Origin of the sequence: Streptomyces parvus (assembly GCF_032121415.1) — a bacterium.
Lineage (GTDB): Bacteria > Actinomycetota > Actinomycetes > Streptomycetales > Streptomycetaceae > Streptomyces > Streptomyces globisporus_A.
The window spans coordinates 3,532,576-3,552,512 of record NZ_CP135079.1; the positions used below are offsets into that span (position 1 = coordinate 3,532,576).

Below are 19,937 nucleotides of genomic sequence, written 5' to 3' on the forward strand. Positions count from 1 at the left end.
CATGAAGAGAGGGCCCGCCGTGGCGGGCCCTCTCAGGTCTGGTCGGTGTGGACTCAAGCGGCTTCCTCGTACCTGGCCAGCCAGGCATCAAGGTCGGCGCGGCGCACACGAACTTGGTGGTTGGGGAGCTTGATGAGCTTGGGTGCGAGGCCCCGCGCGCGAAGGCGGTAGAACGCGGTGCGAGACATGTTGAGTTCGGCGAGGACTTCGGGGAGCTTGAGCATCTGGGGGCGGGCCATCGTGTGGCCTCCTTCGAGACGTCTCGCCGCCACAGAAACCACGTAATACACAGAAACCCTGTTTGGGTGGTCTGACCTGGGGGTTTGGTGGTGGGGGTGGGCTGCCACAGAAAGCGCGGGAAGTTCCACAGAAATAAGGGGCCGGTGGGCGGCTCGTATTTGTGTGGTTCTTCTGCGGGTTTCTGTGGCAGCCGCCCCGGGACCGCGTGGGGCGGTGTTGTCGCAGGTCAGGGGTGGTGTTGGGTTATTTCTGTGATTCTGTGGTTTCTGTGGCGGGGTTCAGGCGGTGGGTTCGCTGAGCTGGGGGTGGGTGAGGTAGCGCGGGGAGGGCGGCCGGCCGCGTCCTCCGGTCTTGGCGACGGGTTGGGCCCGGACGTACCCGTGGTCTTCCAACAGGTCCAGCGCGGGGTCGAGGTCTGCGACGGTGGGGAACTCGGCCCGGGAGAGCTTGCTCATGACTTCGCGTTTGCTGACCTCGGCCCACTGGTTGGCCCGGAGCAGGTCCAGGACGGTGCGGGCGCGGTTGGCGGTGTGGTCGGCGCCCATGAGGTCGAACACCGCCAGGGCGTGGCCGGTGAAGTAGTCCGCGAGCTTGATGGCGTCGCGCATGGTGTCGGCGGTGACGGGCTGGGTGTGCCCGTTGTCCGTGTGCGCGGCCAGGTGGAGCAGCCCAGCAAGTCGGGCGGTCGCGCCGCCCAGCTTCGCGGCCCAGTTCCTGATGTGCCCCAGGTCCCCGCCCCGCTTGCGCAGCCGCGGTTCCTGCCGACGCTCGTAAGCGGCCAGCGCCTCATTGGCCTCGGGAGTGAGCTGGAGTACAGCCGGGTCGGTCCACCCAGCCAGGGACATCACCAGGGAGGTCACGCGCTCCTCGTACAGGTCGGCCACGTCCTCGGCCAGGGGCTCGGGGGTGACTTCCCGATAGCCCACTAGGTCCTCCGGGAGGGAGTACAGGAACCTGCCCAACAGGCCCCTGTCGCCCGCTCCCTTGATGCGGCTGATGTCTTCCAGGACGGAGGGCTGAACGGTCTGGCCCATGGTGAGGGCGGGGGAGTCGATGAACTCCTCACGCCCACGGCGGTCCACCCGCAGGCGGTCCCCTGCGTGGCCCTTGAGGAAGGGCTCCATGTTGGGGGTGCCGGAGTAGCGTCCGGCGATGATGTCGAAGATCCCGCCCTCGGCCGACATCACCGACAACCGTCCGCCCTGTTCGGCCAGCAGCGAGGAGATGACCTCCGGGGTGGCGTCGTCGGCCAGCAGCCGGGGCTTGTTGGGCACGGTGACGGCCTCGGCGGCTTGTCCGAGGCTGATGGCTTCGGCCATGAGCTGATCGCGCTTGTCGGCGTCCGCGCGGGCTGCCTTAGTGGCTGCGTTGTCCGCGACTTCCTTGGCGAGCCTCGCGGTCAGTTCGGCCTCGATGATGGCCCCGGCCGCCTTGGTGGCCATCAGCTTCTCGCACGTGTAGAGCGGGTCCGTCATCAGCCCGAACACGGCGCTCTTGCGGCTGCCCGGGGGCAGAGCCATGACGACGAAGAGGTTCGTGGGCTCCCGCCACCGGCCCCGGACATGGACGGTGGCGCGGCCTCCGGCAGCGGTCGCCAGGACCGCGAGCGCGAGCGACCCCGCAGCATCCACCGCCGTTTGCGTCTCCTCCGCGACCCCACGCACGAAGTCACCGAGCCAGGGAGGGAAGACCTCCGTGGGAAACGCCGGCAGTTCGCGGCGGGCGGTCAGCGGGATCGGGTCGTCCCACGCGGACACGGCTTCCTGCTGTGCGTCCAGAGCGGCGAACCCGGGCCACAGGTCCGCACTGTCCACAGGCTGTGCGCTCATGCCGCACTCGCCTCCAAAGCGCCGCCACGGACGAGGCCGGAGCGGATCGCGGTGCGGCACTCCGATGCGGACAGGCCGACCGACAGTCCGGCGCTCATCAGCTCACCGGTGACGGTGGCCTCGGTCAGGTCCTCAGTGCGGATCAGGCGGGCCAGGGCGTAGGCGGCGAAGTACACCGACCGATTACGACCGCCCTCACGGGCGGACAGCACCTTTTCCAGCTCCCCGCGCAAGGCGGTGGTGCTGTAGGCGGTGGCGTTGCGCATCCGGGCCGACAGCTCCGACAGGGGCATCGGTGCGGGTGCGGGCCGGGTGGTGAGCAGGTCACCGAGCCACGCAGGGAGGGGGGCGGCAGGGGCCTCGTGAATGACCTCATAGCCCCCGGTGCCGATCAGGCTTCCGGCGCCGACCACGTACCCGCCCCAGGCTCGGGTGTCGACCTTCCACCCCAGGGTGCCGCCCGTGCTGCGTAGCGTCTTTCCCTCGGGGGCGGTGAAGTACAGGTGCTGTCCGCCACGGCGGGTGCGCACGGTGTACGTCTCGGTCGGCAGCCGCTCACCAGCGCGCTCGCACAGGGCGGCGAACACGTCCAGACCATCGGCCATGCCCGCCCACTCTGACGGTGCGGTGTCCTCGGCGTCCTTGGGCAGGTCCAGGTCCACCACGACGAGACCAGCGGGACCGGTGGCGATCCCCACGTTGTACGGGGCCGACTCCCAGCAGACGCGGATGCTGTCCGCGCTCAGGGTGGCGCGCTGTTCCGGGGTGCGGTGGCCGTCCGTGCAGCGGCCGGTGCCGGGGCAGGTGCGTTCCGGGTGTCCGGCGGGCCGCTTGTCGCCGGGGCGGATGGGGAAGACGGGCCAGCCGCGCTCTGCGGCGGCGAGGGCTGCGGACAGCAGCGGGGCCTTGCGGTCATGCGTCATGCTGGAGGTCTCCAGTTCTGTTGAGGGCTGGGAGACAAGGGCGGCCCCGGATCTTTTGCCGAGAAGGGGGCCGCCCTTGGCGCAGCTACTGGTCGTGCTTGAGGTCGACAGCGGGGAGTTTGGGGAGCCCGGCGCGGTTGATGGCGTGCGGGTTGTAGCCGGGCAGGGTGGCGCGGGTGATGAGTGCGGTGGCGAGCTGCTCGGCGTACGCGGCCCCGGTCCGGGCGGCTTCGATCTGCGCTCCGGCGCGCAGGGCTTCGACGCGTTCGACGTGTGCGTGTTCCTCACGCCGCACGGTGGTGTGCCGTTCGTGGGCGGTGCGTTCGCGGCGGTCGGTGCGCCAGTAGCGGGCGGCGATCCCGTACGCCACGGCGGTGGCCACCGCCCACAGCAGGATCGGCAGCGACCAGCCGTCGGCGTATCCGGAGACCCCGGCCAGGGCGAGGGCGCCGGAGGTGGCGAACGCGGTCCCGGCGAGGACCCCGTCACCACCTCCGTGCCCGGCCGCGGCGAACGCGCCGGCGGTTGCGGCTCCGGCCGCGAGGGCGACCATCAACACGGCGTTGCCGGTGGAGTGTTCGGCCCCGTTGGCGTTCCAGATCCGCCCGAGCATCAGCACCGTCGAGGTGCCGATGGCCGGGGCCACCTTCGGGGCCGCGAGCGCGGCCCAGTGGCGTTGGACGAGAGGTTCGTTCATCGCATGCCTCACAGGTCCGGGATGGAGTTGATGACGGCGGTGGTGAGTTCGTTGATCGGGGTGGAGGCTCCGGTGGAGGCGAGGAAGAACCCGGACATCACGGCGATGAACGCGGAGCCCGCTCCGAGCGACTTGGAGCGGAGCAGGAAGAACAGGACGAGTCCGAAGAGCAGGACGAGGGAGACGGTGACAGCCACGGCGGGAACTCCTTTGAGGCTGGTTGGGGGTGATGGGTAGATTGCGTGGGCCCCGGGTGCTCGCAAGTTCGGGGCCGGAGCGGCGGTCACGCTGGCGAGCGCCTGACATGGTCGGGATCGCCTCAGGGCGGGTGACCGCCGGTCCCCGGGGCGTCAGCGGGTGCCGTCGCGGTGGAGGCGGGCGGCGACGTTGTAGAGGTGGCGGCCGATCCGGATGCGCTTGCCGGTGGCCTTGCAGCGGCGGCAGTCCTTGCCGCGCTTGGCCCGGCCCTTGCGGTCGGTCTTCATCGCGAAGCCCCAGCCGCGGCACTTGTGGCAGTTCCCGAACGGCGAAGCCGCACACAGCGATGCGTAACTGAGAGTGATGAACGTGAGAAGGGTGCTAGCGAGCAGGGCAGGGGTCATCAGGGGCCTCCCAGGCCTGTTTCCGGGGTTCTCGCAGGTGGGGCGCTAGGTACTAGCGTGCTGATCAAACCGCCTATGGGTCGCTAGCGGTGCCGCTAGACCTAGCGGGGGTGGCTGCTAGATCTAGCGGCGTTGCGGGGTCAGCTCGCGTCCCGCTTTCCGTCACGCTCCGCAATCACGGCGAGGATGCGGGAGCGTTCGATACCGCGCCGGTTCGCGCCCTTCCCGGCCTCGGTCTTGCCCCACACCTGACCGGTGGGGACGCCGTGCGGCTTGAGCGCGGTGGCGAGCTGCTCCGGCTCCCAGCCCCCGTACACCTCGGGCCGGAGGTCGGCGAGGCGGGCGACGACGGTCTCGGACCACAGCTTGGGCTCTTCGGCCGGCACGATGGCGAGGATGTCGGCGAGCAGGTCGAACCCGCTCGTCTCCCGGTCCTCGAAGGACTCGCCTGCGGCGTGGCCGGTGAGGGTTCCGGCGGCTTCGCGCAGGCGGCGGGCCCGCAGCCCGATCACCTCGGCGGTGGGGGCGTCGACGTAGACGGACGAGACGATCCGCGCGTCGGCACCTTCACCGACGAAGTAGTGGATCCCCTTGTCCTTCCAGCTGAACATCGTGGCCCGGATGCCCCGCTTGTAGCTGGACGTGCCGAGGACCATGTCGTTCTCCAGCTGGCCCATGACCTTCAGGCACCACCGGGCCGACGCGTTCGCCGAAATGCCGGTGGGCAGGGCCTTGGCGTCCGGGCGCTGGGTGGCGAGCAGGAGCACGATCCCGGTCGCGGGGCCGCGCTTGACCAGGTCAGTGCAGATCTCTTCGAACTCCCCGCCGTGCTTGGGGTGCTCGAACCAGACCTGGCACTCATCCACCCCGATCACGATCGGGTGGAGCCCGAGTTCCTTCTTGTTCGCCAGTTCGGAGGTGACCTTGGACTCCGGGCAGATGTCCCGGGGAAGCGACCGGATCATCTTGGCCCGGCGGCGCAGCTCGGTGCGCAGGGCCCGCAGGTCCTCAAGGGCGTACTCGATGTCCTCGTCGTCGTCCCCGGCCCGGTGCCGGTGCGAGACTCGCTCGCCGACGGGGTCGAGGTCGCCGGTGCCCTTGAGGTCGTAGGTGTGGACCTCGGCACGCGCGTCCAGGGCGGCGATGAGCAGGAGCAGACGTAGGAGGAACGTCTTGCCCATGCGGGGGATCGCGCCGATGACCCCGGCGATGTACATGAGGGTGATGTCGACCCAGCGTCCCCGCTGGTCGGTGCCGAAGGAGACGGGCTTGAACAGGTCGACGGAGCCGCCCTTGATCAGCGGCCATGCGGGCTTGGCGGCGGTCGACATGTCCTGATCCCCGACCCAGAGCACGAGGCGGCCGGTGTGCTCGTCCGGGACGGCTTCAGGCCAGACGCAGCCGAGCGGGCGGCGCAGGCCGGAGGCGAGCTTGTCGCGGCGCTCGATCACGTCAGTGACCGTCACGCCGTAGGGGAGGTCGCCCTCGGCACGCCATCCGGGCCCGTCCCGGGTGATCGGGGCGGTGAACGTGAAACCGTCCCGCCCCTTCCCCTGAGCCTGGCTGATAGCCGAAATGCCGAGCGCACCGAGGGCGCGCAGGACGATGTCTGAGGTGAGCTTGGGCGCCTTCGTCATCTCGACTGCGCGGGTGACGACCGGGGCGTCGGCCTGCGTGCCGGCCGACCCGAGAGCCATCAACAGTGCTCCGACGGTGAGGAGTTGGAGCCATCCGGGAGCGAGGACATAGATGGCGAGCGCGGCACTGACCCCGACGAACAGGGCCAGCGTCGCCACGACGGTGCGCAGCCGCACCCGGCCGTCCCGCTGCCGGGACAGCTTGAGGTACTCGGCTGCGTCCTCGCGCCGGACGGACGCGAGGCGGACGGGTTCGCCCTCGCGGTCGGCCACCCACCGCATCATCCCGCCCACGAACTTCGCTGCACCGGCCGGAGCCTGGAACGTGAGGCGGGCGGCGTAGTACGGGGAGCGCAGGGCGTGGTACCCGGCCAAATGGCCGTAGTGTCCGGCCGCCCACTTCGCTGCGGTCCGGAACTCCTTGCCCGACCGCAGCCAGGCCGGGACGATCGCCCGCCGCTTCGCCCCCATGAGTCGGCCCATGAAACCGGGGCCGACTTCTGTGGGCCCGTCGACCATCACGGGCTCGGTCGGGTCGCCCGACTCGACACCCGACTCGTCGGGCCGGGAGTCGGCCGACCGGTCGGTGCTCGGGTCGGCCGACTCGGCGCGGGCGGATCGGGCCTTGTCGAGGTCGACCACCGACCCGACCGCGTCGGGTTCGACGGGGGTGTTCATGTCGGCTTCGAGTCGGTTGAAGAGTTCGCTTTCGTCGTCGTGATTCACTGACTGTCCTTCCTGGACAAGGGAGTGGGCACGGGCCCGGCCGACGCTGTGAGAGGTGAGCGGTCGGGCCCATGTCGCTGATACTCAGTCCCCGGAGTGGGGACGAGGGGCAGGATTCCTGCCCCTCGTTCAAGGGTTCGATTTCAGGCGGCGAGGGCGAACGCGGCGACCACGAGCACGAGAACGTGCGCGGTCTGGTCGACATGGGCAGCCCCGCCGTTCTTCGCCCATCCGGCCTGCTTGGCGAAGTTCATCCAGCGGGCGACGGGCCACCGCCGGTCGATGAAGGCGTGGGTGGCACCGATCCACAGCAGCACGGCGACGACGACCGGCACGGACAGCACCACGTCGTCGAGGAGCAGGGCCCCCACGATCAGGGCGGCGGCGCAGGTGACCACGTGGGTTGCGGCGTGGGTGAGATTTGCGACCCACCCGACCGCGTTGCAGTCGGCCTTGTGGGCGGCCTGGTGGTCGGTCTGGAACGGGTAGTCGGCCAGCAAGTGACCGAGGAAGAGGAGGACGAACAGTGAGCCGAGCATGGCGATCAACCCTTCCGGGTCAGGCAGAGGAGGAGTAGGCACACCCGGGGCACATGCCGAGCGAGGTCGGGATGCAGTACCCGACGTCCACCCGGCACTCCGGGCACGTGCGGCGCGCGGTCATCGCGGCGGCGAGCGCGGCCGTGCGACCCGGGGTCATCGGGCGGACGGGCTTGGCGAGGTCCAGGCGATAGAGATAAGCGACCGACACCCCGCCCTTGCGGCGGGAGGCGCGGCGCATCACCTGTGCAGCAACGGGCTGGCCGCCGGGGCGCAGCCCTCGGGCGCGGAGCTGGCGGCGGGTGGCGTAGCCGTTGGGGGCGTACTTCCACGGGAACGTCGGCACCCCGTGCACGGCCCCGGTCGGGTCGTAGCACTTGCCGAATGCCGGGGACATCAGGCTGCGTCCCCGGGGCCGGCGAGGGCCGTGCCGCGTCGGCCGGCACGACGACCAGACCATGTGGCCAGGAACCTGCCGAGCCCGGCTCGACGGACCCCGGCCCGTGCCTGCTTCGCTGTGTACATCGCCTCGTCCGCCCGCCGCAGCAGGCCGGAGAGGTCTTCGCCGGGGTGGTCGACGGCGCGCACCCAACCGAGCGACACCGTGGTGCGCACAGCCAGGTCCATGCCGTCGGCGGGGCGGGCGAGCACGCCGTGAAGCACGGCGAGGAGGTCCGCGATGGTGCCGTGGGTGTCGATGACGACGGCGGCGAACTCATCGCCACCGAGTCGTCCGGCGACCCCGTCCCGGCCCACGTAGTGCGCGAGCCGGTCCGCGGTCGCCTTCAACAGGGCATCCCCCGCTGCGTGGCCGTACTGGTCGTTGATCTGCTTGAAGTGGTCGACGTCCGCGAGGACCACCACCGCGCGCGGGTCCTTCAGCAGGACGTTGGCGCGGCGGGTGAAGCCGTCGCGGGTGCGTAGCCCGGTGAGCGGGTCACGGCGAGCGCTACTCAGGGAGCGGCGCAGCCACACCGTGTGGACCGACCACCCGGCCGCGAAGGGACCGGCGGTGGCGAGGGCGGTTAAGAGGGTGCTCATGCCGCCACCGCCCCGGGCTGCTCGTCAGGGGCCACGTCGTGGTCCTGCTCGGTGTCGACGCTGTGCAGGGGCTGAGCGGCGCGCTCTGCCTTGAGGGTGTCGCGCAAAGTGCGAGCAGTGGCCTGCGAGACGCGCACCGCCGTACGGATGCCGTCAGCGGTCAGCGCCGCGTCCGGCCACGCCGTGGTGACCTCCCGCGCCTCGGCAAGAATCTCCTCCGGCGACCGCTTCGGCTGCTTCGCCTTGACCGGACGGCGCGCAGGCCGCTTGGCCTTGGGCTGCGGCTCGGTCTCCGGGGCACCGGAGGGTTCCGGGTCCGAAACCTTGTCGGGCTCCGGAGCGGGCGGTTCCTGCTCGGCGGCGGGGTTGAGTTCCCCGAGCTTGAGGAGGACGCGTTCGCGGCGGGGGGTCTGCGAGCGCCACCGGCGGCCGTGCCGCTCGCGCAGCTCGGCGCGGGCCAGGAGGCGTTCGCGTTCGCGGGTGAGGGCGTCGGCGTAGGAGGTGACCTCCCACAACGTCATCCGGCGCCACAGGGCGAAGGTGGAGGGGAAGGCGAGCAGCCACCGGGAGGCACGGATCTTGTCCATCCTGCGGCCGGTCACCGCGCCGATGCGGGAGGCGTAGATGTGCGCGCCGATCTCGGAGAACACCACCCACAGCAGCGGCATCGTCCCGTGCGCCACCTTCGCCCACAGCCCGTGCCCGGCCGAGACGTTCAGCCCGCACGTCACCAGCGTCAGGATCCAGGGGACGAAGCGGACCCACGCCAGCGGCATGTCCATGCGGATCAGGAGCAGGTTGGCCACCGAGAACACCGGGATCGCGACGTCCATCCCGACCGGCACCATCCACGCCTCACTGAACCCCCACCCCGCCGCTGCGTCGGACACGGCGTCGAAGGAAGAGATCAGCCCGAGCGCACCGACACCGGCCGCGGCGAGCGCACCGAACCCGGCAAGACCCATCTCCGGGCGGGTTAGCGGCGGAACCGCCGCCCGCGCGGCTTCCTGCGTCGTCGTGGTCATGCCGCCACACCGCCCCGGTACGGGCGACGGCCGGCCGGGCGGCGGGCGGGGAGCAGGGTGACGTTGAACAGCTCCGGGGCGTGGGCCTCGATCGCCTGCGCGGCGACCTGGCTCACGCGGTTGGGGAAGTCGGGGTTGTCGGCGAGGATGTCGCGTGCCGCGTCCTCGCGGGCCGCGCGCTCCATCTCGCTCTCGCCCTCCACGCCCAGCCAGAGGTCCAGCGGGGTACCGAGGGCCAGCTCGATGAACTCGGTGGTGCTGGCCGCGATGCGACCGGCCACAATGCTCTTCATGGGTCGTTTTCTCCTGTCGGTGGAACGGCCCAGAACAGCGGCCCCGGTGTTCCAGCACCGGGGCCGCACGCCGTTCAGATGGGATGAAGCTGGAAGGTCTTTCTCCGGCTCCCCTCAGCCCCGCCCGTCCGGCCCTCGGGTCGTACGGGCGGGGGAGACAACCGGCAGGACTTCGCCGGTCGGCCGCTACCACGGCCGACCGATCCCGAGCCTGCGAATCGGTGCGTCATCGTCACTGCTCTGACGCCAGCAGAGCGGCGCGTACCGGGTGGCAGCGAGGCGCTGACCTCCAGGGATGGAGGGATGATCGCCAGACTGTTCTCCAGAGCCAGCACGCCAAAAGGGGCCGCCGACGACATCACCCGGACCGCCGCGGGGGCAGGGAGTTCCACCCTGCCGTTCGTACTTGGCACGCTGTTCAGTTCTCAAGCTACGAGCGCTTCCTTCAAACCCGTTTCATGGGGCTCTCCGGGCGCAGGTAGAACCGTTCACTGCGGTCCCCCGTGCAAGGAGTGATGCAGTACCTCTATTACAGGTATCGCATGGATGCCCGTCAAGCTCATCGGCAGAACCTCTGGGCTTCGCGCCGGACCTTTTTGGCGCACCATCAGCATCGGTGCAGGCCAGGGGCGTTGGTTACCCCCTCCATGGACACCTTGGGTCGATCTGGCTACCGTCGAGAAGTCCCAAGACGTCCCACCGGGGGTAGAGATGACCAACGAGCGCTTACGTTCGGCCCTGCTCGCTCAGGGCATGACCGTCCGCGACCTGGCCGAAGCCATCGACGTGAACGCCAAGACGGTGGAGCGCTGGATCACACAGGGGAAGGTGCCGTACCGGAGGCACCAGTACGCGACGGCCTCTGTGCTCGCCGTGGACGTCACGACGTTGTGGGACGACGGCAGGGCTGTCGGCAGCGCTACCGATCTGAGCAAGGCAGAGATCGTCACGGTCTACCCGCACCGCCACATGGTCCCGAACGGACTATGGCGGGAGCTGTACGCACGGGCCCGCACCCACCTCGATGTCCTGGTCTACTCCGGACTCTGGCTCTCGGAGGACCCTCTCTTCCACGGCCTCCTGAAGGCCAAGGTCGAGGGCAACGCGCAGGTCCGGATCATGCTGGGAGACCCAGGCTGCGACGCGGTGCGGCAGCGCGGCATAGACGAGGGGCACCGCATCATGGACGGCAAGATCCGCAATGCCTTGGTGAACTACCATCCGCTCTTCGCGAGCCACCCAGATATCGGCTTCCGGCTCCATGACGCCACGCTCTACAACTCGCTCTTTCGATCTGACGACGAGATGCTCGTGAACACGCACGTCTACGGAATCGGCGCCTACATGGCCCCTGTTCTGCACCTGCGCCGACTGCCGGGCGGCGGGCTCTTCGACACCTACGCCCGTAGCATCGAACAGACTTGGGGCAACGCACGCCCGGTCACTGACGCCGACATGGTGGGAGCCTGAACATGGGACGCATCGACTACCTTCACGACCCGGACGCCCCGCCGGCCAACTCGGTGGTGCCGTCCGTCGTGGCGTTCGTGCGGAATGAGGAAGGTGCCGTCCTGCTCATTCAGCGCTCGGATAACGGCCGTTGGGCTCTGCCTGGTGGCGGCCATGACGTCGGCGAGTCCATCAGTGACACCGTTGTGCGCGAGGTCTGGGAAGAGACCGGCATCAAGGCCGAAGTCATAGACATCTCTGGCATCTACACCGACCCCGGGCACGTGATGCTCTACGACGACGGAGAGGCACGGCAGCAGTTCAGCATCTGCTTCCGCGCTCGCCCCGTTGGTGGTGATATCCGAACGAGCGACGAAACAACTCAGGTCCGCTGGGTCACCCCAGCGGACCTGTCCACGTACGACATCCACTCGACCATGCGGCTCCGAATCGAGCACGCCATGGACGAGGCGCGGCCGACGCCCTACATCGGCTGACGCTTGACCTCTGCCAGCCGCAGCACGACCCGTGCAGTGCAGGCGAGGATCTCCGGTTCCGCACGCCGGATAAAAGTACCGATGAGGCTGTCGGGCCCGTACCGACCGGCGATCTCGTCCACCCGGTCCACCGGGTTGGTCGACGTGCCGTCTGGCGTCGTGTTCATGTCGCAGTAGCAGAGCGCGTCCGCAAGGTCAGGGTGCTCGCGCGGGAACTCGGCTTCCAGCTCGTCGCGCATTCCACGCGCTTCGGCTTCCATCCACGCACAGGAGTGGTGCGCGACCAGGCGCACGATGCGCTCGTCCGCATGCGCGACATCCCGGAGGTATCGAGCGCCGTCGAGCGGGTGAAACCCAGTCTTGGCCAGGTCGGGCGCGTACCCGATGTCGTGCAGTACGGCGGTGGCCTCCAGCAACTCGGCGTCGCTCCCGAGGATCGGGGCCAGGCTTCGGGCCCGCTCGGCCACGCCCTGGCAGTGCGCCCACCGGCGCGGCAGCGGATCGGCAAGCAGCTTCTCCGCGAGGGGGAACGCCCACTCGATCAATCCCGTGGTCGTCAAGGTTCCGGAGACTCCGTTCGCTTCGGCAGCGCACGAACAGTGCGCTGCTTGCCTTGCCGGGCCCCGGAAAGCAGGCCGGCGGATTCCAGCTTGCCAAGAGCCTTGGTCACGGTAGGCCGCGAGACACCGAACCGAGTGCTGAGCTCTGTCGTACTCGGGAAGCTTGCCCCCACCGCGAGGTTGTCATCCGTGATGACGTCCTCCAAGCGTTCAGCCAACGGCCGACGATCCTCTCCTGAACCTGGCCTGACTACTCGCCACCGCCCTCCCGGGACCGGTTCGGCAAGCCCATCCCGGTGCAGGACCGCGAAGGCTCGTAGCGCCACGCCACGAGATACTGCGTAGTCGCGCATCAAAGTGCGGAGTGAGGGGAGTTCGGACATGTTCCCATCGGCTTCGATCTGCCTCCGGAGAGCATCCGCGATCTTCAGGAAGGTCCCCCGTGGGCTGGTCTGCTGCGGCACGCGCTAGCCCTCTCGTCGTCGTTGTCTCCAGCCTGCCACGAACCATGAGAACCAGCGGGGGCGCTTCTCGCGCCAACATCGCTGGATGGCTCTCGCCATGTGGTCACCCTTCGAACCCGTCCAGCGTCTACACACAGAACGAGCTGACAGTGGAGGGGTGACCAGGCATCATATCTGGTTAGCGGAACCATTCAAGGGGGCTAGGGCATGCAGATCTTTATCAGCTGGTCAGGGGAGAATTCAAAGCAATGCGCGGAAGCGCTCAGAAGTTGGCTTCCGCTAACGAATCAGGAAATCTCGCCGTTCGTATCTTCGCAAGACATATCAAAGGGAGAGCGCGGCCTTTCGGCAATCGCGAGCCGTCTCCAGGAGTGCTCCTTCGGGATAGTATGTGTTACTCGCGACAATCAATCAGCTCCGTGGATCAACTTCGAAGCCGGGGCCCTATCGCGAGAACTGGGTGAAAGCTCACTCATCCCATTTCTTCTTGACATGCCAATCAAAGACCTATCTGGCCCGCTGTCACAGTTTCAAGCAACAGACAGTCTGAGCGATAGCGACGTATGGTCGATGGTGAAATCGATCAACGACAAGTGCAAGAATCCAATAGACCAAGAGCGACTGCGGAAAATCTTCGACGCATTTTGGGATGAACTTGCGCAAAGCTTGCATGGTATTCGATCAAAGCGGACGGAGGAGAGGGTCGTACCTGAGCGCGGCACTCCTGACATCCTCAATGAACTTGTCGGACTGGTGCGCGAACAGAGTAATCGCATCGGCGCCCTGCAAGGTTTGGTCCGCGAAACGCAGGGATCCGTATCCCACTACACCATCAATGAACCACACGAGGTGAAAATTTCCTCCGAGTCGGAGAGTGAAAAGGATGCAAATAGAAGGCTCATCAATACCTCCGCGACAATTAGGAAAATGCTCGGTGCCGAGAAAATCATAGACATCAGCCGAACGAATTACGGACTCAAGGTCAAGTGCGGCGCCGAGCATCTCCCTTTCGTGCAAGCATTGGCCTCTAGGATCCAAGATTTGGCAGCCAGGAACTCGGTAGCCTTGGACATCTATTGCGGTACCGAGGTGGTCGTTTTTGCGCCGTTCTAAGCATCGAACGACGAAGCCTCAGCTACCTCTTCCCCTGGGGGCGGCAGGTTGCGGCTCCGACTTGTCTTTAGGGCGACCGTCCGAAGCTGTGCTTCCATGCATCGCGTGTACGCCCTCCCCGGCGCGAGCGCTGTGTAGCAGCCTCCTTGGGGCCAGAAGTCCTTGACCTGCATAGGGGGCGACGAAGTGGGATCTCAGTCGAGGTGCGGCGCACGCACCAAAGCTGGCACGGCCTGCCGAAACCTCGCGGTAGTCGGCACATCTCGTTGCGCGAAGCACCAAGGTCCTTGGTCGGCCTACGGAGTCGCTCAGCGCAAGGAGAGAGAAGCCAGGGCGAAGAAGCGCAAGATCCGCAAAAAACGGTAGTCGCCGCCACCGCGACGTTCAGAGTCGGCGCAGTCTCATCCGTCGCCTCGTTCGCAGCCGTTCATTATCTCGGCAGACCTGACGAGTGGACCCGCGCGGACTAGGGAGAACGATGCCGTGCGGGGTTGGAACGCGTGTTGCTGATGTGGTGCCGAGGACCAGCCGCGTCTCCAGGCGTGGGCCATGTACGGGCCAGGCCGTAAGCCCGGAGAGCCGGATCGGGGATAAGTGCAGGTCAGCGATATGGCAGTTGGCTGGGCTGACCGGTCTTGAAAACCGTCGTGGCAGCGATGTCACCGTGGGTTCAAATCCCACACCCACCGCAGGCGAGAGGCCCCCGACCAGTACGTAGGGTCGGGGCCTCTGCCATAGGGTCGTGCTCATGGGGGATGCGAAGACTCGCAAGTGCGTCTGGTGCGAGAAGCAGTTCACGCGGCGTTCGTTGTGGCGGGCGAAGCGCTACTGCAAGCGGCGGCACCAATGCGCGCACTACGGCGCGATACTGGTGGGCTCCCTGTTCTCCTGAACGGTCAGGTAGTTCAGTGGCCGGCCGAGCAAGCGCACGCCTCAGAGGTCGGCTGCACGCCGCGGGTTGCCCGGGCCCAGTCGACCATGCGGGCCCGGTCGCCCGGGGGAGCGTGGCAGCAGGAGACCGTTGCCGACGTCTTCGAGGCGATCGAGGAATCCCTGAGCTGACGGCCGCCCCCGGGGGCGGGACCGTCCGTTCGCGGTGCCGGTGCCCGCGCGGAAACCGGGGAGCTCCCGTGGGAGGCCCCGACGTACGGTGGCCGCATGGTCGATCGGCTGGAGATCAGGGTGGTGTCGCGGGGGCCCCGGTTCGGGGCCCATCTGCGGTTCCTGGTCAATGGTGAGGACGTGGTCACCGGGGCGGTCGGCGAAGGGGGACGGGGGCTGTTCGCCGTCGGGCCGGTGGGTGCGGAGCTCGGGCCGTTGCGAGGCAACGGGGAGGCGGTGCGGGTGGAGTTGGGGGGAGCCGGAGTGTTCGGGCGCCTGCTGCGGGTTTCTGTCCGTGATCGTCCAGCGGTTCGGGGGCATCGTGCAGTGGTCCGACTGGCAGGTTCCGGATGGGGAATCCGCTCCGCCGGAGTTCCACTTCGATGCCGGTCAGTACGACGCCGAGCCGGCTCGCGTGGACGCGGAGCCGGGGCGGCCCGGGTCTTCCTAGAGCTGGCCGGTCCGAGGGCCTTCGGGCGTGCCGCGCTTGTGCGCTCCCCTCGAGGCGGGCCTTACGTGCTTGGCGCGGCCGTACCGGGGCATCAGCCCGGTGACGCGATCGGCAAGGCGTCGTAGGGCGTTCGGCCTTCATGGCCGGGTGGGAGTGAGGAGACGTGCCTGTGGGCGATGTGTGGGCGTTCGGGCGGGACAGTGGCTTCGTCGCGGGGCAGGCGCTGGTGGGCTTCGACGTGGAGTCCACCGACGGGGTCATCGGGCATGTGGAGCGCCTGGAGGACGAGCCCGGTCGGCAGCACCTGGTGGTCGACACCGGGGTGTGGAAGTTCGGCAGGAGCGTGCTGATTCCGGCCGGTGCGGTGACCGTCGTGGACGGTGAGGAGCGGAAGGTGAAGGTCGCGGCGTCCCGGGAGGAGATCAAGGCGGCTCCCCGGTTCGCCACGGACAGCGAGACGACCGACCACGGGTATCTGACCGAGGTCGGGGCGTACTACGTCGCCCTGCGTGCCTGAACCCGCAGGACGACCGGGGGAACCCCAAGGGTGTGGCCCCCTCCTCCGACGTCGGAGGAGGGGGCCACACCGCTTGGCGGTCCCGTCGTGGACCCGCTTATCAGAGCCGTTCGATCCAGATGTTGCGGAACCTCGGGTTCTCACCGGGGTCCCCGTGGTCCTGCAACTTGATGTGGCCCGGTGCGGGGCCCTCGGGGCGGCCCGCGCCGGTCGGGCCCGCGATGGCGACGTTCTTGTGGACCGTCCTGCCGTTCCACCGGAGAGTCACCCGCGCGTCCTCGGTCTTCTTGCCGTCGCTGTCGAAGCGTGCCGCCCGGAACTCGATGTCGTAGCTCTGCCAGGTGCCGGGCGGCTTCGCCGCGTTGATGTCGGGGGCCTTGCGCAGGTAGATCGAACCGGCGTCGTTCGTGGCGGGTGCGTCGATCCCGAAGGACTCCAGTATCTGGAGCTCGTAACGCTCCTGGATGTAGACCCCGCTGTTGCCCCGGGCCTGTCCGGTGACGTCCGGCGGGTAGTGGGGCTGGTACCACTCGGCGTGCATCCGGAAGTCGCCGAACGTCTCCTTCGTCCGGATGTCTCCGCCGAACGACTCCACGGAGCCGTCCTCCGCCACCGGCCACTTCGCCGGGCCGCCGTCGTTCGATTCCCAGGCGTCCAGGTCCGTGCCGTCGAAGAGCGCGGTGCGCTTCGTCGGGGTGACGGTGAGGCTGTCGAGGTTCACATGGCCGTCGTCCTCGGGTCCGTAGGCGTACGTGATCGTGTTCGCGCCCTGCCGCAGGGGCACCGATTCGATGTGGGTCGCCCACGTGTTCCAGGCGACGGTGGAGTTCAGCCAGATCTGTTTGTGGCGCTCGCCGTTGACGTACAGGGTCATCGACCGGGGAGCGGGTCGCGGGTCGGAGTTCTGGCCGTTGGCGTACCGCAGCGCGAGGTCGTGCTTCCCCTTCTTGTCGGCGCGTACGGCGAAGGTGGTGCGGGAGCCCGGCTCCCAGTTGTTGTCGATGAAGCCGGTACCGGAGTAGCCGGAGTGGTTGTCGTTGAACTTGGTGCCGCCGGACAGTGAGGCGGACTCCGCCTCGTACACCGGCGGCGGCTTGGACCCGTCGGGCAGCGTGTTCAGGCTGTACCAGGCCTCGGTGCTCCACAGCTCCGCCCCGGACTCCGCGGCGAAGGGGCGCGGGGACTGCACGTGCACCACCCTGCCCGGGCGCAGGCCGTCCATGGCCAGCGTCACCGTCCTGCGGTCCTCGGAGAGCGTCGCGGACGTGACGTCGAGGGTCTCCTCGTCGACCTTCGGGCCGCCGTACCTCGGGGTCGCCACATAACGCCACTGCTGAGCTTCGTACTTGGCCGCCAGGTCCTCGGCGGTCTCCGCGGAGAGCGGCTGCGTGTACTCGATCTCGAAGCCGCCGTCGACCGCCCGCATGGCGCGCATGTCGAAGGCCCCGTCGCCGGTGAGCGCGAGCTTCTGCAGGCCGAACTTGAGCTTGCCCTCCTGGCCCCAGTTCCCCGCGTCGCCGATACCGCCGGCGTAGATCGCCCCGTCCGGGCCGAGGCTGATCCGGTTGATCCCGGCCTCCAGGCCCTGCGTCATCCGGAACACCGCGCCCTGGTACTCGCCGCCGACCTTCTCCAGGTAGGCCCGCTGGAGGCCGCCGTAGGTCACGTCGCCGAAGACCATCTGTCCGGCGAAGGGGCCTTCGGGCAGGAGGAGGGGGTTGCTCGGCGAGTTGGAGATCTCCCCGTGCGGCAGCCAGAGCACCGGCTCGGTCACCGGCTGGTCGTCGTAGACGCCGTCCGGGTTGGTGTGGTGGTTGTAGAAGGCGCCCTGCTCGATCCGCACCAGCTTCGACGTCGGCACGTACGCGCCCTGGTTGTCGGTGGCGAAGATCTCGCCCTCCGGGCCCCAGCCGAGGCCGTTCGGCGTGCGCAGCCCCCCGGCCACGTACGACACCTTGCCGGTCTTCTTGTTGATCTTGAGGGTGGACCCCCGGCCGGGCACGTTCTGCGGGTCCTGGGTCGCGCCCCCGGGGACCATGGCGATGCCCGTGCTGACGTAGAAGTGCCCCTCCTCGTACAGCAGCCCGAACGCGAACTCGTGGTAGTTGCCGCCGAACGGCCAGGTCGCGATCTGGCGGTACTCGTCGGTGACCTCGTCACCGTCCTTGTCGACCAGTGCGGTCAGGCCGTCCTTCTCGGAGACGTAGAGGGTGCCGTCGACGTACTTGAGGCCCATCGGCTCCAGCAGGTTCTCGGCCACCAGCTTCTTGGTCACCTTCGACGGGTCGGTGTTCCCGGTGACGTTGTCGAGCAGATACACCTGCCCGAGCTCACTCTCCCTGCTGCCGCCCCAGGTGCTGACGGCCAGTCGGCCGTCCGGCAGCCAGTCCATGCCGGTGACCTGCGGTTCGAAACCGTCGGGGCGCAGATCGGTCAGCGTGTAGTCGGGGTGCACTCCGGCCAGCGGCAGGCCGTCGCCCGGTGACTCGTCGATGCCCTCGCACAGCTTGCGGCCCGGGGAGGTGACCCGGGTGACATCGGCGTCGGTGCTCAGCACCGAGGTGGGGACGACGGAGTACGCGCCCGCCCCGGGCGGACGCCACTCCAGCAGGAGGCGCTGGTCGTACTCGCCGTCCCAGTGGTCGATGCGCAGCGCGTGGTGGCCCGCGGCCAGCTCGGCCGAGCCTTCCTTGGGCTGGGCGCCGTGCTTGCCTCCGTTGTCGATGATCTCCGTGCCGTCGATGATCAGCCGGGATCCGTCGTCGCTGGTGATGCGGAAGTCGTACGTCCCGGCCGACCCGACGTTCAGGTTCGCGGTGACCTCGGTGACGAACTTGCCGCTCAGCCCGAAGTCGTCGGCGGTGGTCCAGTCGATCGTCGGCTTCAACTCGTCGACGTTGGGCGTCTGTCCGGGCTTGAGCGTGCAGAAGTCCTCCAGGGCCATCTGTACGTCGAAGACCCGCATGGTCACGCCCGGTTCCTGTGGCGGTATGTCGGGAGGCTGGGCGGCGGCCTGGCCCTGGACGAGGGTGGAGAGGAACACGGCTGAGACGAGTACGGTCAAGCGCCGCATGGGCCTGCCTCCTTGGGGGCCGAGGCAGCTGGCGGTCGGTGGCTGACGGGCTGCCGCACATCAGTGAAGGGCAGCCCCCGCGGAAAAGGCAACAGGTCGGCAAGCGCTTTCTATTTTATCGTTGTACATGGGGTGGGTGTTTGATCATCGGAGTCGGTTCCTATTCGCTTGCGTCTCCTGCGGAAGTGGGGCTCACGACGTTGTTGGATGCAGACAGAAAGCGCTGTCTTGAATGCTCCTTCAAGCCATGCCGTTCGTCTCCTCGCCGCGCCTTGTCGTCAGTCGGGCCGCCGAGGCGATCGCGGCGCGGGCCTCGTGTTCCGGCAGACCCGTGCGGACGGCGGCCGCGGTGAGCGCGTCGGCCAGGGCGTCGCCGAAGCCGTGTTCGTACGCGCGGCAGGCCGCCCAGAACAGTCGGGTGTTGCGCTGGCCCTCGTGGGCGGCCAGCACGAACTGGATCAGGCCCTCGCCCCGGCGGTCCGGAGTGGGGGCGAGGCCCGCACCCGTGGTGGCCGTGGGCGGGCGGCGGGGCTGGGTGAGGAGGCGGAGCAGGGCGCGGGGGCACGGGGCCGGTGCGAGGTGGGCGGTGCCGGGGGCCAGGCGGTAGCGGCCGCGGGCGGTGACCGAGCCGGGGCCGACCAGGTAGCCGCCGCTGCCGCGGATGTCGATGCCCGGGGCGAGGCGGCCGGCGGAGTTGGGGACCGTCGCGTCGGCGGGCCCCGCCAGCCAGAGGTGGCGGCCGCCGCTCGGGGTGAGCACCGTGACCGTCGGCGGGATCGTGAACAGGTGCTGGAGGGCCAGCTGACGCAGCGCGCCCGCCGCGTCGCTGCCGTACGCCGGGTCGACGTCCAGGTCGATGCCGATGAGGCGGTGCGGGGCGCGTCCGCAGGCGATGCCGTAACCGGTGGCCCGGGGGGCGGCGGCGAAGAGGGCGCGGACGGCCGCGGGGTCGGTGGTGGCGTCGTGCACTCCGTGTCCCGGCAGCCCGCACTCGCCCCGGCAGTGCGTCGGGGGCTGCTGATCGCCGCGGTGGGGGGAGCGCAGGGCGGGGAGCTTGGTGGCGGAAAGGGGGAAGACGGGGAGGCCGCGCCCGGCGGCGGCCAGGGCATGGGCCAGGGCCAGGGTGTGGGTCTGCCGGTCGGTGGTGGCCATGGAACGAG

Annotated in this window: 21 protein-coding genes and 1 tRNA gene; 6 read left to right on the top strand and 16 right to left on the bottom strand. The window is 68.7% G+C overall.

Annotation, left to right across the window (positions count from 1 at the left end; all coding sequences use genetic code 11):
• Positions 1-53 precede the first annotated feature (53 nt).
• From RNL97_RS16795 to RNL97_RS16850, 12 genes are all read right to left on the bottom strand, one after another.
• The gene (locus RNL97_RS16795) at positions 54-239 is read right to left on the bottom strand and encodes a helix-turn-helix transcriptional regulator (RefSeq protein WP_313750882.1); all 186 of its coding nucleotides are present in this window, start codon (positions 237-239) and stop codon (positions 54-56) included.
• A 279-nt stretch (positions 240-518) separates the two neighbouring features.
• Positions 519-2,069, bottom strand: coding sequence for a YfjI family protein (locus RNL97_RS16800; RefSeq protein ID WP_313750883.1), 1,551 nt, complete (start codon positions 2,067-2,069; stop codon positions 519-521).
• Positions 2,066-2,992 (bottom strand): bifunctional DNA primase/polymerase, encoded by a 927-nt coding sequence (locus RNL97_RS16805; RefSeq protein WP_313750884.1) that lies wholly within the window; start codon positions 2,990-2,992, stop codon positions 2,066-2,068. Before RNL97_RS16805 ends, RNL97_RS16800 begins: the two co-directional genes overlap by 4 nt.
• Positions 2,993-3,077: 85 nt before the next feature.
• Positions 3,078-3,689, bottom strand: coding sequence for a hypothetical protein (locus RNL97_RS16810; RefSeq protein ID WP_313750885.1), 612 nt, complete (start codon positions 3,687-3,689; stop codon positions 3,078-3,080).
• Positions 3,690-3,697: 8 nt separating this feature from the next.
• Positions 3,698-3,886, bottom strand: coding sequence for a hypothetical protein (locus RNL97_RS16815; protein ID WP_313750886.1), 189 nt, complete (start codon positions 3,884-3,886; stop codon positions 3,698-3,700).
• A 153-nt stretch (positions 3,887-4,039) separates the two neighbouring features.
• Positions 4,040-4,291 (bottom strand): hypothetical protein, encoded by a 252-nt coding sequence (locus RNL97_RS16820; protein ID WP_313750887.1) that lies wholly within the window; start codon positions 4,289-4,291, stop codon positions 4,040-4,042.
• 140 nt (positions 4,292-4,431) lie between these two features.
• Positions 4,432-6,654, bottom strand: coding sequence for a cell division protein FtsK (locus tag RNL97_RS16825; RefSeq protein ID WP_313750888.1), 2,223 nt, complete (start codon positions 6,652-6,654; stop codon positions 4,432-4,434).
• A 143-nt stretch (positions 6,655-6,797) separates the two neighbouring features.
• A complete protein-coding gene (locus RNL97_RS16830; RefSeq protein ID WP_313750889.1) occupies positions 6,798-7,193 on the bottom strand; it encodes a DUF3307 domain-containing protein in 396 nt (131 codons plus the stop codon).
• Between the two features lie 19 nt (positions 7,194-7,212).
• Positions 7,213-7,590: an RRQRL motif-containing zinc-binding protein gene (locus RNL97_RS16835; protein WP_313750890.1), complete on the bottom strand. Its 378-nt coding sequence runs from the start codon at positions 7,588-7,590 to the stop codon at positions 7,213-7,215.
• Complete coding sequence (locus RNL97_RS16840; RefSeq protein WP_313750891.1) at positions 7,590-8,234, bottom strand: GGDEF domain-containing protein; 645 nt, start codon at positions 8,232-8,234, stop codon at positions 7,590-7,592. Before RNL97_RS16840 ends, RNL97_RS16835 begins: the two co-directional genes overlap by 1 nt.
• On the bottom strand, positions 8,231-9,259 hold the full coding sequence (locus tag RNL97_RS16845) for a DUF2637 domain-containing protein (RefSeq protein WP_313750892.1): 1,029 nt from the start codon (positions 9,257-9,259) through the stop codon (positions 8,231-8,233). The genes RNL97_RS16840 and RNL97_RS16845 overlap by 4 nt, the downstream gene beginning before the upstream one ends.
• Positions 9,256-9,552 (bottom strand): hypothetical protein, encoded by a 297-nt coding sequence (locus RNL97_RS16850; protein ID WP_313750893.1) that lies wholly within the window; start codon positions 9,550-9,552, stop codon positions 9,256-9,258. The genes RNL97_RS16845 and RNL97_RS16850 overlap by 4 nt, the downstream gene beginning before the upstream one ends.
• A gap of 711 nt (positions 9,553-10,263) precedes the next feature.
• Here RNL97_RS16850 and RNL97_RS16855 point away from each other — a divergent pair.
• Positions 10,264-11,022: a helix-turn-helix domain-containing protein gene (locus tag RNL97_RS16855; RefSeq protein ID WP_313750894.1), complete on the top strand. Its 759-nt coding sequence runs from the start codon at positions 10,264-10,266 to the stop codon at positions 11,020-11,022.
• A 2-nt stretch (positions 11,023-11,024) separates the two neighbouring features.
• Positions 11,025-11,498 (top strand): NUDIX domain-containing protein, encoded by a 474-nt coding sequence (locus tag RNL97_RS16860; protein WP_313750895.1) that lies wholly within the window; start codon positions 11,025-11,027, stop codon positions 11,496-11,498.
• On the opposite strand, the gene RNL97_RS16865 is transcribed toward RNL97_RS16860, so the two are convergent.
• Positions 11,486-12,058 (bottom strand): HD domain-containing protein, encoded by a 573-nt coding sequence (locus RNL97_RS16865; RefSeq protein WP_313750896.1) that lies wholly within the window; start codon positions 12,056-12,058, stop codon positions 11,486-11,488. The genes RNL97_RS16860 and RNL97_RS16865 overlap by 13 nt on opposite strands.
• Positions 12,055-12,441, bottom strand: a complete 387-nt coding sequence (locus RNL97_RS16870; protein WP_313751637.1) for a GntR family transcriptional regulator — start codon at positions 12,439-12,441, stop codon at positions 12,055-12,057. The genes RNL97_RS16865 and RNL97_RS16870 overlap by 4 nt, the downstream gene beginning before the upstream one ends.
• Positions 12,442-12,729: 288 nt before the next feature.
• On the opposite strand from RNL97_RS16870, the gene RNL97_RS16875 reads away from it, so the two are divergent.
• From RNL97_RS16875 to RNL97_RS16890, 4 genes are all read left to right on the top strand, one after another.
• On the top strand, positions 12,730-13,635 hold the full coding sequence (locus RNL97_RS16875) for a toll/interleukin-1 receptor domain-containing protein (protein WP_313750897.1): 906 nt from the start codon (positions 12,730-12,732) through the stop codon (positions 13,633-13,635).
• A 609-nt stretch (positions 13,636-14,244) separates the two neighbouring features.
• Positions 14,245-14,321: transfer RNA gene (locus RNL97_RS16880), tRNA-Ser, on the top strand.
• Between the two features lie 62 nt (positions 14,322-14,383).
• Complete coding sequence (locus tag RNL97_RS16885; protein WP_158709111.1) at positions 14,384-14,527, top strand: hypothetical protein; 144 nt, start codon at positions 14,384-14,386, stop codon at positions 14,525-14,527.
• An 829-nt stretch (positions 14,528-15,356) separates the two neighbouring features.
• Positions 15,357-15,704, top strand: a complete 348-nt coding sequence (locus RNL97_RS16890; protein ID WP_030579240.1) for a hypothetical protein — start codon at positions 15,357-15,359, stop codon at positions 15,702-15,704.
• 100 nt (positions 15,705-15,804) lie between these two features.
• On the opposite strand, the gene RNL97_RS16895 is transcribed toward RNL97_RS16890, so the two are convergent.
• On the bottom strand, positions 15,805-18,777 hold the full coding sequence (locus tag RNL97_RS16895; protein ID WP_313750898.1) for a 3-keto-alpha-glucoside-1,2-lyase-like domain-containing protein: 2,973 nt from the start codon (positions 18,775-18,777) through the stop codon (positions 15,805-15,807).
• 240 nt (positions 18,778-19,017) lie between these two features.
• Positions 19,018-19,929: a bifunctional DNA primase/polymerase gene (locus RNL97_RS16900; protein ID WP_313750899.1), complete on the bottom strand. Its 912-nt coding sequence runs from the start codon at positions 19,927-19,929 to the stop codon at positions 19,018-19,020.
• Positions 19,930-19,937: the final 8 nt, after the last annotated feature.

What these genes read in the sequence shown, in the direction of transcription:
- RNL97_RS16800 (WP_313750883.1), bottom strand. Translation starts at nt 2,069, where the DNA reads ATGAGCGCACAGCCTGTGGACAGTGCGGACCTGTGGCCCGGGTTCGCC.
- RNL97_RS16830 (WP_313750889.1), bottom strand. Translation starts at nt 7,193, where the DNA reads ATGCTCGGCTCACTGTTCGTCCTCCTCTTCCTCGGTCACTTGCTGGCC.
- RNL97_RS16845 (WP_313750892.1), bottom strand. Translation starts at nt 9,259, where the DNA reads ATGACCACGACGACGCAGGAAGCCGCGCGGGCGGCGGTTCCGCCGCTA.
- RNL97_RS16805 (WP_313750884.1), bottom strand. Translation starts at nt 2,992, where the DNA reads ATGACGCATGACCGCAAGGCCCCGCTGCTGTCCGCAGCCCTCGCCGCC.
- RNL97_RS16860 (WP_313750895.1), top strand. Translation starts at nt 11,025, where the DNA reads ATGGGACGCATCGACTACCTTCACGACCCGGACGCCCCGCCGGCCAAC.
- RNL97_RS16795 (WP_313750882.1), bottom strand. Translation starts at nt 239, where the DNA reads ATGGCCCGCCCCCAGATGCTCAAGCTCCCCGAAGTCCTCGCCGAACTC.
- RNL97_RS16895 (WP_313750898.1), bottom strand. Translation starts at nt 18,777, where the DNA reads ATGCGGCGCTTGACCGTACTCGTCTCAGCCGTGTTCCTCTCCACCCTC.
- RNL97_RS16875 (WP_313750897.1), top strand. Translation starts at nt 12,730, where the DNA reads ATGCAGATCTTTATCAGCTGGTCAGGGGAGAATTCAAAGCAATGCGCG.
- RNL97_RS16885 (WP_158709111.1), top strand. Translation starts at nt 14,384, where the DNA reads ATGGGGGATGCGAAGACTCGCAAGTGCGTCTGGTGCGAGAAGCAGTTC.
- RNL97_RS16870 (WP_313751637.1), bottom strand. Translation starts at nt 12,441, where the DNA reads ATGTCCGAACTCCCCTCACTCCGCACTTTGATGCGCGACTACGCAGTA.
- RNL97_RS16840 (WP_313750891.1), bottom strand. Translation starts at nt 8,234, where the DNA reads ATGAGCACCCTCTTAACCGCCCTCGCCACCGCCGGTCCCTTCGCGGCC.
- RNL97_RS16820 (WP_313750887.1), bottom strand. Translation starts at nt 4,291, where the DNA reads ATGACCCCTGCCCTGCTCGCTAGCACCCTTCTCACGTTCATCACTCTC.
- RNL97_RS16810 (WP_313750885.1), bottom strand. Translation starts at nt 3,689, where the DNA reads ATGAACGAACCTCTCGTCCAACGCCACTGGGCCGCGCTCGCGGCCCCG.
- RNL97_RS16835 (WP_313750890.1), bottom strand. Translation starts at nt 7,590, where the DNA reads ATGTCCCCGGCATTCGGCAAGTGCTACGACCCGACCGGGGCCGTGCAC.
- RNL97_RS16855 (WP_313750894.1), top strand. Translation starts at nt 10,264, where the DNA reads ATGACCAACGAGCGCTTACGTTCGGCCCTGCTCGCTCAGGGCATGACC.
- RNL97_RS16850 (WP_313750893.1), bottom strand. Translation starts at nt 9,552, where the DNA reads ATGAAGAGCATTGTGGCCGGTCGCATCGCGGCCAGCACCACCGAGTTC.
- RNL97_RS16900 (WP_313750899.1), bottom strand. Translation starts at nt 19,929, where the DNA reads ATGGCCACCACCGACCGGCAGACCCACACCCTGGCCCTGGCCCATGCC.